Consider the following 12,023-nt stretch of genomic DNA (forward strand, 5'->3'; position numbering starts at 1 on the left):
GGAAAAACCGAGCTCAGGCTCGGTTTTAAAAATATATAACTCGGTTTTTAGGCTCGCCAGGCTCCTGTCTCGCATATTCTCACTGACTTTATTCGCCATACTGAAAAATAGGGTCATAATGTGTAGGAAGTTTCGTCAGAAACTAATAAACAGATTATTGTGTTTCTAAGCCCTATTATTGCGGAGACAAAATGAAAAAATTTCTTTTACTCATTCTCTTGGTGCCCCATTATTTATTTGCTGAAGATCTGGGCTATTGGAACTGGACGACATTTTCAACAAAAGTTAAAGATGTTAAGCTAAGTTTGTTTCTGGATAATCGCTTTCGCGATAATGTTGATGATCATTACTTTCGCTTTGCTTCACTACAAATCGCTTACCCACTTCACGAAAATCTTAATGTCGGTTTTAACTACAGTCGTTATGACTCAAGGCCTATTGATGGTGATTGGAAATATAGCCGACGTTACGAGTTTGAACTCAACCCGCATTACACTTTTGAGAATGATTGGAAAGTGAGTTTAAGAAACCGCCTCGAACTCCGTAGAATTGAAGACAAAGGCAGTGATAACACACGCTCGCGTCACCGTGTCCGAGTCGATATCCCCATTGCCACAAGTTGGAAAACTTTTAAGGGCTTTTATGCTGGTAACGAATTTTTTATTAACTATGACGATTCCACGCGCTGGGAAGAAAGCCGCTTGCAACCCTTTGGCCTTAGTTTTCAACTGAGTTCAAACATATCTTGTTTATTCTTCTATATAGATCAACTAAAGCGGCCAAGTGGAAAAGATTCATGGGACTCCAATCCCGCTTTAGGCACAACTTTGACGATCAACTTTTAGCATGTACGAATTTCAAGAAAAAGTAAAGCAGTCCAAACAGCAGGTGAGCTCGACCAAAGGCTTCCTAATTGCTTTGATACTTTTTGTGATTCTTGCGGCCAGCGCAAACCCATTGAGTTCCTGGTTAGCTGAGAGTGGCTTTAATGAACAAAAAGCCGATCGTGTTTACTTGGCTGCCGCTATTAAGCGTAACTTATTGAGCTACGAAGTCGCAGAAGACCTCTACGCGAGAATTATTGAAGCTTTTCCCCAAGAAAAAGAAGCGGCCCTTTATTACTTGGCTTTTTGCCTTGAGCGCAAAGGTGAAAAACAGAATGCGATCAAGGCTTATTCAGATTATTTAAACTTATTTCCTTCAGGCGAATTCTCACATAAAGCCCAAGTTAAACTCAAGGATTTAATAAAACTTAAATAACCTCTAAGTTTTATTTACCATATTATAGTTATAATTAATCACGCAGAGACGCTAAGACGCAGAGTTTTTCCCTGGGAGCGCAGGCATCTTGCCTGCATTTAAAAAATGGTCAGAACGGGTACGTCGTTCACGCTTTAGCGTGGGGGAGAAAAAAGTCGTCAGATCGCTCCGCTTGCAGATCGTTCGCAAGCTCACTGCAGATCGGCCTACGCCCTGCAGATTAAAAAAGTGTTCAGATCATTTTTTTCCCTGGGAGCGCAGGCATCCTGCCTGCATTTAAAAAGTGGTCAGAAATCGGGAGGGTGTTACGCCGAGGCGCTGGGTCGCAGATTTTTTCCCTGGGAGCGCAGGCATCTTGCCTGCATTTAAAAAGTCGATCAGAAATCGGGAGGGTGTCACGCAGAGACGCTAAGACGCAGAGTTTTTCCCTGGGAGCGCAGGCACCTTGTCTGCATTTAAAAAGTGGTCAGAACGGGTATTTATTTCACGCTTTAGCGGATGTGTGAAAAACACTTTTTTAGGTGCAGAGCACCGATAGACAATAGCGTGTGGTAAAGCCGCAGGTGCGGGGAAATAATTCTTATCCGCCCGTATGGCAATACCTCGCTGATGTGAGTCCGGCATAATGTGTCGGACCCAAGTTTGGGCCCTTAATTGATGATAAACCCATTTCCACACACCTTACGGTGTAGGCTACATTCTAGTGGACACACAGGTGAGCCCTGACAATATAGATATTTCTTTATTTTTAACACAGTCTCTTTAGCGTGAACTACAAACTTTTTTATTGGAGTGTTTTACACACGCTAAAGCGGGAACTACAGGCTAAAAACTAAGCTTTGTTTACCATGTTCATGATTTGCTCTTTGTATTGCCAGCCAAAATATAGGATCACACCTATTATAGCTAACTTGATAATGAGGCTAATAAAACCACCTTTTTGTTGACCACGATAAACTTCCATATTAGCATTGGTTCTTGCGTGGCCTTCTGCACATTTTGTCGAGCAAAAATGACTACCGTCTAGAGCTATGGTACACTCATCACAGACGGGCTTACGACAACTTAAACAAAGAAAAGCGGCTTCTCGATCGGTGTGGTTTAAACAAACTTTATCTGCGACTGACATAGAAACTCCTCGTTTTGTTTAAACTTATGATAAAACAAAAAAAGTTCTAAATCAAGAATTTACTCATTATCCGCTTATGTAAGCTACCTATCCGAAAACGGATTTTTTAGAAAATCTGTGGGCATTTAGAATTTATCATAAATTACTGGCTTATAAAAAGTAAAGATAATTTTACTATTGTTTGAATCTAATATGTTAGTCTTAAACTGAAAATTTTATAAAGGCTCCAATAAAGGATATGATGCGACCCATACGAGAGGGACGCTGTCCCCCCTCGAGCTCCCCCCAGCAAGGAAATGCCTTTCCTTGACCAGGCGATCAGGAGCTTTGTCCCGCATTATGAGTTATGAATAATCGCAATATTTTATAAAGACTCGTAGAGAAGGTAAAATGAAAAAGCACATCACTTTTGAAAAGCAGGTTATTGCGACCATGATCAGTATTTATTGTCGCAAGCAACACTGTAAATCAAAGAACCTTTGCAAAGACTGCTATCAACTCTATCGTTACAGTACTAAGCGCCTAAATAGATGTCCCTTTGGTGAAAGTAAGCCCGCCTGTCAATACTGTAAGGTTCATTGTTATGAAAAGGCCATGCGCCAAAGAGTGCGCGACGTCATGGCCTTTGCGGGGCCGCGCATGCTTTATCAACACCCCATCATGAGCCTCAAACACCTCTGTCAGAGCAAGTTTACAAAAGCCTGGAGTTTAAAAGAATATCGTCAAAATGACGGTTGAAAAGTTCTTTACTTTAAAAGCTCTTTAGCGGCGTGGCTTATTTGGTCTTCTAGCTTGTTCATGCAGATCCATTCGTCGCAATGACGTTGGTAGCAAGCGAGGCATTTGGCTTCTTGTGAACGAATGACGCGGCTGTGATTTCCCCACGGCCCAACGCGAGTGGGTTGTGTGGGGCCAAAAATGACACAAACGGGGCGATCCAAGGCACTGGCAATATGCCCAACCGCGCCTTCACTAGCAATCGTTAGATCTGCTAAACGAATGAGTTCTTGCAGTTCTTGGATGTTCGTACAGCCGGCTAAGTTCCAAATATTCGTGGCAAAGTCTGGGTCCAATTTAAAATCAATAATTTGCTGATCAATCAGGTCTTTCTTGTCGGGTGTACCGACAAAAATAAACTGTGCTTGAGGAAAGTCTTTAGCGATCATTTGCGCTGATCGCAAATAATTCTCTACAGGGTAATCTTTTGTTTCCCATGAAGTAAAGGGGCTCATGAGTATGACTTGCTGATCTTGGTCTTCTAGGGCCTTTGTCAATTTTTCCGGAAGCTTCTTTTTTAAAACTTCTTCCCCACCCTCATTGAGATAAATTTTTGGAAAGTACTTTTCCCCATCAATCCCCGCTAGCTTGAGTGTACCTTTCAGCTCCGCAATGGCATGATCATTTTTATCGGCGTTTTTGAAGCCTTTCAGAAAAGGTTTCTTTCCCTTGACAAATTTTTCTTTGGCGCGACAAAAATAGAGAAAAAAGATACTGCGTTCTATCCCCTGGAGGTCGATGGCTAAGTCATATTTTTCCTTGCGTACTTCGCGAAGCGAAGACATGAATTGCACCATGACTGAAAAAATATTGAGAAATGATTTTTTCATTTTCTGAGAAATGAGAACCTTATCAAAAACAATCAGCTTATCAATGTGTGGATTATACTCAACGGCGAGCTTACAGGATTTATCCACCATGAAGTGAATTTCTGCATCTGGGTATTGAGCTCGAGTAGCTTCCACTGCGAGGCTGGAATGAATCACGTCTCCCAGAGAAGTTTGTTTGATTAAAAGGATTTTCATGAAGGCACTATACAAAGCAAATTCTGGAGTTCAAAAGGTCTTACCATACGGGGTGCTGCCACACGGGCGGGTGGAGCCAGGTAGTAGGTAGCTAGGGTTTAGTTTATTATGATTATCGAATTTTTATATTTCACCACAGAGTTCACCGAGAGCACAGAGAAAAAGACTCATCCACAGATGGACTTAGATTAACACAGATAAATAACTTAAGGTTATAGCTAGTCTCTTAATTCTTAGAGCGGAGTGGTCTTACAGCAAAGCGGTCTTGCAGCGCGAAGCGCGTTCTTATTTCTGACGACTTTTTTAAATGCAGGCAGGATGCCTGCGCTCCCAGCTTTTAAATGCAGGCAGGATGCCTGCGCTCCCAGCAAAACCGAGCGAAGCGAACTGACGACTTGGATAAATTTCCGCATGGAATGGGTCGCTCCCAGCTTTTAAATGCAGGCAGGATGCCTGCGCTCCTATAGTAGTCCAAGTAATTAAATAGATAAAAATAATGAGGGGGTCTGGGGGAGAAATTTTAGAATTAAAAAAGGAACATATAAATTTAATCATTCTCGATACGAATCGGCGCTCCTGTCTTTTAAAGACTTTCTGGGCATTTCGACCGGGAATGTTTACCAGCGGGACGAATACTCAGAAAGCTTCAGGCACGAATGCTATAGGAATTTCGCATGCTGTTTTTTAAATCTATATATTCCCTAGGAGTAAAAATGTATAATACAAGAACTAAAAATCCATCTGAATATCAAGTTATTATTGCGATCGACTGGGCTGATCAAAAACATGACCTACGAATTCTTAAGGATTGTGAAGAAGAATGTAAAGTTATCAGTAGCGATTTACTTACTCTCAAAAACTTCTTTGATACACTCATACTTGAAACTGTTAATGGTTCCATTGCCATTGTCATCGAGAGCTGTCAATCTGCACTGATGAATTTATTAATATCATTCACAGAGTTTGATATCTATGTGGTTCATCCTACGACTGCTTCAAAGTTTGCTAAAACATTTCATTTGAGTGGTGCTAAAAGTGACCGAGCAGATACTAAATCATTACTTGAACTGTATTTAAAACATCCTGATAAAGTTCAAAAAGTAGACTCATCTTTTTCAAAGGGGAAACTGAAGCGACTTAATATAAAAAGGCGTGATTTAGTAGATGATAGAACTCGTTTAACTAATCAATTAACTGCGTTATTGAAGATTTATTACCCAAACGCCCTCAAAGTCGTGGGCAATCATTTATATGCAGATATGTTTCTAGACTTTTTAGACAAATATCCAAGCCCGCAGGATGTTATTAATGCTCATCAAATCGGCATTACCAAATTCTTTAACAAACGCAGTACCAATCATAGTAAAACAAAAGAGAGAGTTCAAATATTACGCTCCTCCGTAATTGTTGTTAATGATGAAGATGAGTTGGATTACTACATATTTGAGATACAACAATTCTGCCACAGAATCAGGAGTTTAAATAAGGTCATTAAAGCTTATGACGAAAAAATTGAGCAAGCATATCGCAGTAATGAAGACTATGAAATGTTTCAATCTTTCCCAGGAGCAGGCCCTAGTATCGGCCCACGTCTTATGGCTTTCTTTGGGGACGATCGAGATAAATTTAAGTCTGTAAATGAGGTTCTTAAAATCAGTGAAATAGCTCCTGTGACAATTCAGAGTGGAAAAATGAATATTGTCCGAAGACGTTTTTTATGTGATAGGTTCACTCAACTTAGTTTTGTGGAGTTCGCAAATAATTCCATAAGATCGTCAATATGGGCACATGAATTTTATTATCATAAGAAAGCTCTTAACATACCTCATTTCACTATACTTAGAGCTTTGGCATACAAATGGATTCGTATCATGTATCGCTGCTGGAAAACGAGAACTCCATATAATGAAAAGACCTATCTGGAAGTATTGGAGAAAAGACAACCTGCATGGTTTCAGAAATTCGTTAATTAACCTCGTATTCTAGTTGTAAGTGCACTCAGAAAAGCCCAGCAAAACATAACAGCAAGTTTCTTAGTTCTTAGAGCGGAGCGGTCTTGCAGCGGAGCGGTCTTTTAGTGAGCCTGCGAACGATCTGCAGGCCGTAGGCCGACCTGCAGTGAGCTTGCGAACGATCTGCAGGCCGTAGGCCGATCTGACGACTTTTTAAAGTCTGCGACGCTCTTAAGATTTATTAATATACAAAAAATGTTAGGGACTTTTTGTTCTGAGCTTTAGGCACGTTTGCGGAGATCGCAAAGTCATGTAGATTAGGAAATTTTTGAAACCCCTTTTATTTGGAAAATTTTTTATGGAAGACAAATTGATTCGCGGCAAGGTTATTGCCGACGAAATTATTGCTGAACTTCGTGAAGAAGTGAGTTCACTTAAGGAAAAAAGTGGCAAAGTACCTGGTCTAGCTGTAGTTCTCATTGGTGAAGATCCTGCTTCACAAGTTTATGTTAATTCAAAAGAGAAAATGGCCAATTCACTTGGCTATCACTCCGTAAAAATTGTTTTACCTTTGGACTCAAGTCAAGAAGCTGTTTTAGCAGTTGTTGAAGAACTTAACAATGATCCAGCTATACACGGTATTTTAGTTCAATCTCCTCCCCCACCGCAAATTGATGAAGAGCAAATTATTCTCAATATCAACCCTCAAAAAGACGTGGATGGTTTTCACCCTTCAAATGTTGGTCTCGTTTTCACTGGTGCTAAAGATGGTTTCCCACCTTGTACTCCTTGGGGTTGCCTCGAGCTTCTTAAACGCAGCAAAGTTGAAACTAAGGGTAAGCACGCCGTAATTGTGGGCCGTTCTAATATTGTTGGTAAGCCCATGGCTTCACTGATGATTCAAAAAGGTGTTGATTCAACGGTTACTATTTGTCACTCAAGGACAGCTGATTTAGGTGCGGAAATTCGCCGTGCTGATATTGTCATTGCTGCTGTTGGTATTCCCGAGTTTATTACAGGCGATATGGTGAGCGAAGGCACAGTAGTTATCGATGTGGGTATTAACCGCGTTGATGATGAAACTCGCCCACGTGGTTATCGCCTCTGTGGTGATGTTGACTTTGAATCGGTAGCTCCTAAAGCCTCACTCATTACTCCTGTTCCAGGTGGTGTTGGCCCGATGACTATTGCGATGTTAATGAGTAATACTTTACTTGCCTTTAAACGGATCGAAAATATTGGGTAAACCTGAGTTTAATCCACGTTTGGATCGCGGCGCGGTTCAAATTATTAGTCGATTGCGAGAAGCTGGCCACGAAACTTATTTAGTTGGTGGAGCCGTTCGCGATCTACTTGTGGGTGAAAACCCTAAAGATTTTGATATCTCTACCAGTGCAACTCCTGAGCAAGTCAGTGCTTTTTTTGGGAAGCGCAAAGCGAGAATTATTGGTCGCCGTTTTAAAATTGTTCACGTTTATGAGCGTGGCACCCTCTATGAAGTGGCGACTTTCCGTCGTACTCCCAATGAAAAAGAACGTTCAGCTCGTCCTAGTGATGATGGTGAGATTGTTTGGCGCGATAATGTTTGGGGTTCTCCTGAAGAAGATGCCAATCGTCGTGACTTTACAGTGAATGCACTCTTTTTGGACCCCACAGATAAAAACAAAATTATTGATTACTGTGGTGGCGTTGCCGATATCGAAGATAAAAAAGTTCGTTCTCTTGGCGATCCCATGATTCGTTTTACAGAAGATCCAGTGAGAATGCTTCGCGCCGTTAAACTCAAGGCTCAATACGGTTTTGAGTTTGAAGACGATGTGGAAAAAGCCATACGTGAACTCGCACTAAAAATCACTTTGGTTTCTCAAAGAAGACTCTATGAAGAGATTTTGAAAATTACTTATAAGCCCTACATGGCAAAAACCATGGAGGCTTGTCATGAAGCCGGTCTTTTGGAACACATCATTCCAAACATCTCAGATATTCTTTCTAGCGAAGACAAAGACACTTATTTGAATATTCTCAACGAAAGAGATGTTCTCATTACTCAGGGTGGAACCCTTTCACGAGCTTACTCCCTACCTATTTTAGCTTACCGTTACGTAGAAAAATGTTTAAATCCTGGTAGTAAATTTGGCGATCATTGGGAACATCGTGAAGGCATTGATCGCGAATTGCGTCAAGCAGTTAACGACTTTATGAAACCGCATAACATGACTCGTATTATTGCCGCTCGTGTTAAAGATGTGATGATGATGCAGGGACGAATCTTAGCTAATAAAAATATCAATAAAATTCGTCGCCATCCGGAATTTTTCTACGCTTCTTTACTCTATCGCACCATGGCTCCCCACTTAGGTTGGCCCGAAGCTGATTTTTTACCTGAACCACGTTTGAGTTCACACCATAAAGCTGGTCAAAGACCCAAAGCTAAAAAACGTCGCAGTCCACGCAAAAGAAAACCGCGCGAGCAATGAACAAAATTCCGAAACCTATCTTAATAACTTTGCCGATTCTTATTTTGGCTCTAGCTATATATTTTTCGGGTCAGTATTTACAGAAAAAAGCTGATACACAATTTTCTAAAACTGAAGTTAAAAAAGTTGTTCCAGTCAAAGTAGTCGCGACTAGCAAAAAAATTGAAGTTGATCACTTCAAACGTTTTGATATTGAAGATAATCACAAAGGTGAAAAATCGGCTTATCGCTTTCCCTCAACTCGAAATGTTCGCGCAGGCTTAGTTTTTGAAATGAACCAAGGAAAAACACTTTGGTCGACAAATGCGAATAAATCAGTGCCAGTGGCCTCTTTAACCAAGTGTTTAACTGTTTTGACAGTTCTAAATCATATAAAAAAGAATCCTGAATATAGTTTGCTCGATCAAGTTCTGATTTCTAAGAGTTCTATGAAGACCTCATCCAGTTCATTTTTGCGAAAGTATCCCAAAGATACGATAAGCATCGAAGAATTACTCATTTCTGCCATGGTCAAGAGTGCCAATGATTCATGCCAACTAATTGCTGAGCATTTTGGTAAAGGCGATCCAAAAGTTTTTATTGCGATGATGAATAAACAAGCTCAAGAACTCGGCATGACTCAGACTAGGATGTCGAATGCTCACGGTTTGCCGTTTAATCGAGAAAAGCCCGAATTAGATAATCATTCTTCTATGAGCGATCTACTGCACTTAGTTAGAAAGAGCATTAATGATTATCCCATTATTTTGAAGTGGACGTCAAAACGTGAGGCTCTCTTGCCAGTTAATTCACATAAAGCAACTAAAATAGGCAATACTAACCCCCTACTCGCTGTTAAAGGCGTTAATGGCTATAAAACGGGTTTCACGATCAATGCTGGTTGGTGCCAAATTTTAACGACTCGTTCTAATGGAAAATTTTACTTCCTTGTTATCACGGGCTGTCCTAACAAAAATACTCGTGATGTTACAATGCGAGCTTTAATGAACTGGGCGGTGCGTGTCCCATGAGTTCTCAAATTTTTTTAGACGATAAAGTCTCTACTTACATACTCAATTCACTCAGATCAAATATGTCGGGTCAAGCTTGGCTCGTGTCTGGTGCTGATGTGGATTATTTGAATGAATTTGTCGAAGGCTGGATCGACGTGATGATTTGCCTCGATCGAGCAGAAGATGGCACTCCTTGTGGCCTCTGCAAAGCCTGCAAAAGACGTCAGTTAGGAATTTATAACTGCAATAGTTTAAAACCTCTTTCTCTTTCGCGATCTATTTTAACTGATCACATCCGTCAATTTATTGGAAAATTCGCTTATAAACCGCTTCCTTGGGAAGTTAAGATAGGTATTATCTACGAAGCTGATTGTATGGTTGAACAAGCTCAGAATGCCTTTTTAAAGACTTTGGAAGAACCGCCACCGCAAACTTGTTTCTTTCTCATATCTAATAAACCTGATGCACTCTTAGATACTATCCGCTCACGTTGTCGTTTATTGAACCTCAACCGAGAAAGCTTTTCTTATCTCAACACGACATGGTTTTGCGAGTTACAGGAAATTTTGCAACAAACAAAACCAGGAAGTGGCATTAATAATGCCTGGCTAGGAGCTACGCGTTTAAATGCTCTTATCGCTTCTTTGCGCACCCAAGCCGAGTTAGAAGTTATGAATGACTTAGAAGGTGAAGAAGAAGATGAAAACGAAAAAGCCGGCGATAGAAAGAAGCGTATAGAGCTTGCTATAAAAACAAAAAGCTTAGAGGAAAGAGATTCTTTAATCAATGCCTTAGAACTTTGGTTTTGTGATTTATTGAAATTAAGCCAAGGTTTGAGTTCAAGTCAGTGTTTTGAAATCCCTTGGGCTTCAGATATTTGCTGGGATAGAGCTTTAAAAGCTTTTGAAGATTTTCAAAATTTAAAAGATAATTTTAAGGCTCCCATGGGCCATAATGAAGCTATTGTTAATTTTTTATCAAGATTATGTAAAGCTTAATTTTTCGATTTGATCATTCAACAACGATAAGTTTTCAATAGCTTTATCAACAGGTTATCAACAGGCTTGTTTTTAATAGGGTGTTTTTTAATTTTTTACATAAAGTATTATTAATGATAAACTTACATATATAATAAATATTACTTAATATTTTAAAATATAAATAATACAAAACTGTTAACAGTTATAAAACCTTTATTTATCAAGACTTTGCGACAATACTGAGTATAATAGAAATAAAGAAAACTTTAAATAAACTTAACATAATGAATAAAAAAAAATTAAGCTTACGTTCATCTGCCGAGAGAGGAAATAACAAAGTTATTTTTGTAGAACGAAATTTATTAATGGATTTCGAGGGAGAAGTTTGTTATAGATCAATAGATTATCAATTAAATGACAATCATTTAGAAAATTTATTGGCTTCAAAATACGCGCATTTAGATATTATTATCATTCATCACGCCAAAGAGTTAGCTTTAGCCCATCAAACTTTTGATCAACTCAATGAAATAGATGAATCGCTTAAACAAGCTATAAGTAAAAAATACCCCAAGTTACTGGATCAACTCAATTGTATTCACCATCAAGATGCGGATGGAAATGAAGCCTTGTGTGTTAGTTGTTCCTGCCACCCGAGTAAAGGTGGTCTTTTTCTCGATGCGTCAGTTAAATATTCACTGAGCTTGAAGCAATGTTATTATTTATATGAAAAAGAAGAATTTGCGGAAGTCGCAAAACGCTATGGAATAAGTACTTTAAAGATAGAGAATATTTGAAGGATAAAAAATGAGTAATTCAAAAGAAATCATAGATCCCTTAGATTGGGAAATTATTGAGAAACTTCGTGAAGATGGACGCTCATCTAATTCTGCTATTGCTCGAGAACTCAATATTACTGAAGGTACTGTTCGTCACCGCGTTAAACGCCTCACCGAAAAAGGTATCCTCAAAATATCTGGAGCCGTAAAGCCTGGTTATGTCGAGAAAGAACTTCTCGTTGTTTTAGGTGTGAGTATATCTGAATCGAGTAAACTTCGTACTGCTTTTGAAAAAATAACTAAGCTCCCCGAAGTCCGCACGACATTTATTACGTCTGGTCGCTATGACTTTATGATGGTGGTTGCCGTACGTGGTAACCGTGGACTCATTAACTTTTTAACAACTTCTATTGCAGGTGTAAAAGAAATTGTGAGTACGGAAAGTTTTATTGTTTTGAAAACTGATAATTACTGGATTTAAACAGTTTACAAAGCTTAACAATCACCAAGTTTTTCAGCCGATTTTTTTTATCCATACTCAAGTTATAAACAACTTAGCAAAAACGTCTTAAATTTATTTTTTTTGACTCGAAAAATGCTGTTTTCTGTATATGATTCATGTCAGTAAAATTATATTTAACACGAGATCATT

Annotated in this window: 12 protein-coding genes; 10 read left to right on the plus strand and 2 right to left on the minus strand. The window is 39.4% G+C overall.

Features of this window, described 5'->3' with window-relative positions:
* Positions 1–191: 191 nt before the first annotated feature.
* Together LNTAR_RS02630 and LNTAR_RS02635 are read left to right on the plus strand one after the other, a co-directional pair.
* Complete coding sequence (locus tag LNTAR_RS02630; RefSeq protein WP_007277082.1) at positions 192–845, plus strand: DUF2490 domain-containing protein; 654 nt, start codon at positions 192–194, stop codon at positions 843–845.
* Between the two features lies 1 nt (position 846).
* Complete coding sequence (locus LNTAR_RS02635) at positions 847–1,260, plus strand: tetratricopeptide repeat protein (RefSeq protein ID WP_007277083.1); 414 nt, start codon at positions 847–849, stop codon at positions 1,258–1,260.
* A gap of 832 nt (positions 1,261–2,092) precedes the next feature.
* Here the strand turns inward: LNTAR_RS02635 and LNTAR_RS02640 are convergent.
* Positions 2,093–2,389 carry a B-box zinc finger protein gene (locus LNTAR_RS02640; RefSeq protein WP_007277084.1) on the minus strand — a complete coding sequence of 99 codons (297 nt, stop codon included), beginning with the start codon at positions 2,387–2,389 and terminating at the stop codon, positions 2,093–2,095.
* A gap of 390 nt (positions 2,390–2,779) precedes the next feature.
* Here LNTAR_RS02640 and LNTAR_RS02645 point away from each other — a divergent pair, with 390 nt between their 5' ends.
* Positions 2,780–3,127: a nitrous oxide-stimulated promoter family protein gene (locus tag LNTAR_RS02645; RefSeq protein ID WP_007277085.1), complete on the plus strand. Its 348-nt coding sequence runs from the start codon at positions 2,780–2,782 to the stop codon at positions 3,125–3,127.
* A gap of 8 nt (positions 3,128–3,135) precedes the next feature.
* Here LNTAR_RS02645 and LNTAR_RS02650 read toward each other — a convergent pair whose 3' ends face one another.
* Positions 3,136–4,191 (minus strand): glycosyltransferase family 9 protein, encoded by a 1,056-nt coding sequence (locus LNTAR_RS02650; RefSeq protein WP_007277086.1) that lies wholly within the window; start codon positions 4,189–4,191, stop codon positions 3,136–3,138.
* A gap of 713 nt (positions 4,192–4,904) precedes the next feature.
* Here LNTAR_RS02650 and LNTAR_RS02660 point away from each other — a divergent pair.
* The 7 genes from LNTAR_RS02660 to LNTAR_RS02690 all read left to right on the plus strand — a co-directional run bounded on the left by LNTAR_RS02660 (position 4,905) and on the right by LNTAR_RS02690 (position 11,852).
* Positions 4,905–6,164, plus strand: coding sequence for an IS110 family transposase (locus LNTAR_RS02660; RefSeq protein ID WP_083799925.1), 1,260 nt, complete (start codon positions 4,905–4,907; stop codon positions 6,162–6,164).
* Between the two features lie 337 nt (positions 6,165–6,501).
* On the plus strand, positions 6,502–7,389 hold the full coding sequence (gene folD, locus LNTAR_RS02665; RefSeq protein WP_007277089.1) for a bifunctional methylenetetrahydrofolate dehydrogenase/methenyltetrahydrofolate cyclohydrolase FolD: 888 nt from the start codon (positions 6,502–6,504) through the stop codon (positions 7,387–7,389).
* Entirely contained in the window at positions 7,382–8,620 is a 1,239-nt protein-coding gene (locus tag LNTAR_RS25010; RefSeq protein WP_007277090.1) for a tRNA nucleotidyltransferase/poly(A) polymerase-related protein, read from the plus strand. Before folD ends, LNTAR_RS25010 begins: the two co-directional genes overlap by 8 nt.
* A complete protein-coding gene (locus LNTAR_RS02675) occupies positions 8,617–9,630 on the plus strand; it encodes a D-alanyl-D-alanine carboxypeptidase family protein (protein ID WP_007277091.1) in 1,014 nt (337 codons plus the stop codon). Before LNTAR_RS25010 ends, LNTAR_RS02675 begins: the two co-directional genes overlap by 4 nt.
* Positions 9,627–10,610: a DNA polymerase III subunits gamma and tau gene (locus LNTAR_RS25015; RefSeq protein ID WP_007277092.1), complete on the plus strand. Its 984-nt coding sequence runs from the start codon at positions 9,627–9,629 to the stop codon at positions 10,608–10,610. Before LNTAR_RS02675 ends, LNTAR_RS25015 begins: the two co-directional genes overlap by 4 nt.
* A gap of 266 nt (positions 10,611–10,876) precedes the next feature.
* Complete coding sequence (locus LNTAR_RS02685) at positions 10,877–11,389, plus strand: hypothetical protein (protein ID WP_007277093.1); 513 nt, start codon at positions 10,877–10,879, stop codon at positions 11,387–11,389.
* A 10-nt stretch (positions 11,390–11,399) separates the two neighbouring features.
* On the plus strand, positions 11,400–11,852 hold the full coding sequence (locus LNTAR_RS02690) for an Lrp/AsnC family transcriptional regulator (protein WP_007277094.1): 453 nt from the start codon (positions 11,400–11,402) through the stop codon (positions 11,850–11,852).
* Positions 11,853–12,023: the final 171 nt, after the last annotated feature.

Source organism: Lentisphaera araneosa HTCC2155 (assembly GCF_000170755.1).
Classification (GTDB): Bacteria; Verrucomicrobiota; Lentisphaeria; order Lentisphaerales; family Lentisphaeraceae; genus Lentisphaera; species Lentisphaera araneosa.

Coding starts and splice junctions, on each gene's coding strand:
- LNTAR_RS02630 (WP_007277082.1), top strand. CDS start 192: ATGAAAAAATTTCTTTTACTCATTCTCTTGGTGCCCCATTATTTATTT.
- LNTAR_RS02635 (WP_007277083.1), top strand. CDS start 847: ATGTACGAATTTCAAGAAAAAGTAAAGCAGTCCAAACAGCAGGTGAGC.
- LNTAR_RS02640 (WP_007277084.1), bottom strand. CDS start 2,389: ATGTCAGTCGCAGATAAAGTTTGTTTAAACCACACCGATCGAGAAGCC.
- LNTAR_RS02645 (WP_007277085.1), top strand. CDS start 2,780: ATGAAAAAGCACATCACTTTTGAAAAGCAGGTTATTGCGACCATGATC.
- LNTAR_RS02650 (WP_007277086.1), bottom strand. CDS start 4,191: ATGAAAATCCTTTTAATCAAACAAACTTCTCTGGGAGACGTGATTCAT.
- LNTAR_RS02660 (WP_083799925.1), top strand. CDS start 4,905: ATGTATAATACAAGAACTAAAAATCCATCTGAATATCAAGTTATTATT.
- folD (WP_007277089.1), top strand. CDS start 6,502: ATGGAAGACAAATTGATTCGCGGCAAGGTTATTGCCGACGAAATTATT.
- LNTAR_RS02675 (WP_007277091.1), top strand. CDS start 8,617: ATGAACAAAATTCCGAAACCTATCTTAATAACTTTGCCGATTCTTATT.
- LNTAR_RS25015 (WP_007277092.1), top strand. CDS start 9,627: ATGAGTTCTCAAATTTTTTTAGACGATAAAGTCTCTACTTACATACTC.
- LNTAR_RS02685 (WP_007277093.1), top strand. CDS start 10,877: ATGAATAAAAAAAAATTAAGCTTACGTTCATCTGCCGAGAGAGGAAAT.
- LNTAR_RS02690 (WP_007277094.1), top strand. CDS start 11,400: ATGAGTAATTCAAAAGAAATCATAGATCCCTTAGATTGGGAAATTATT.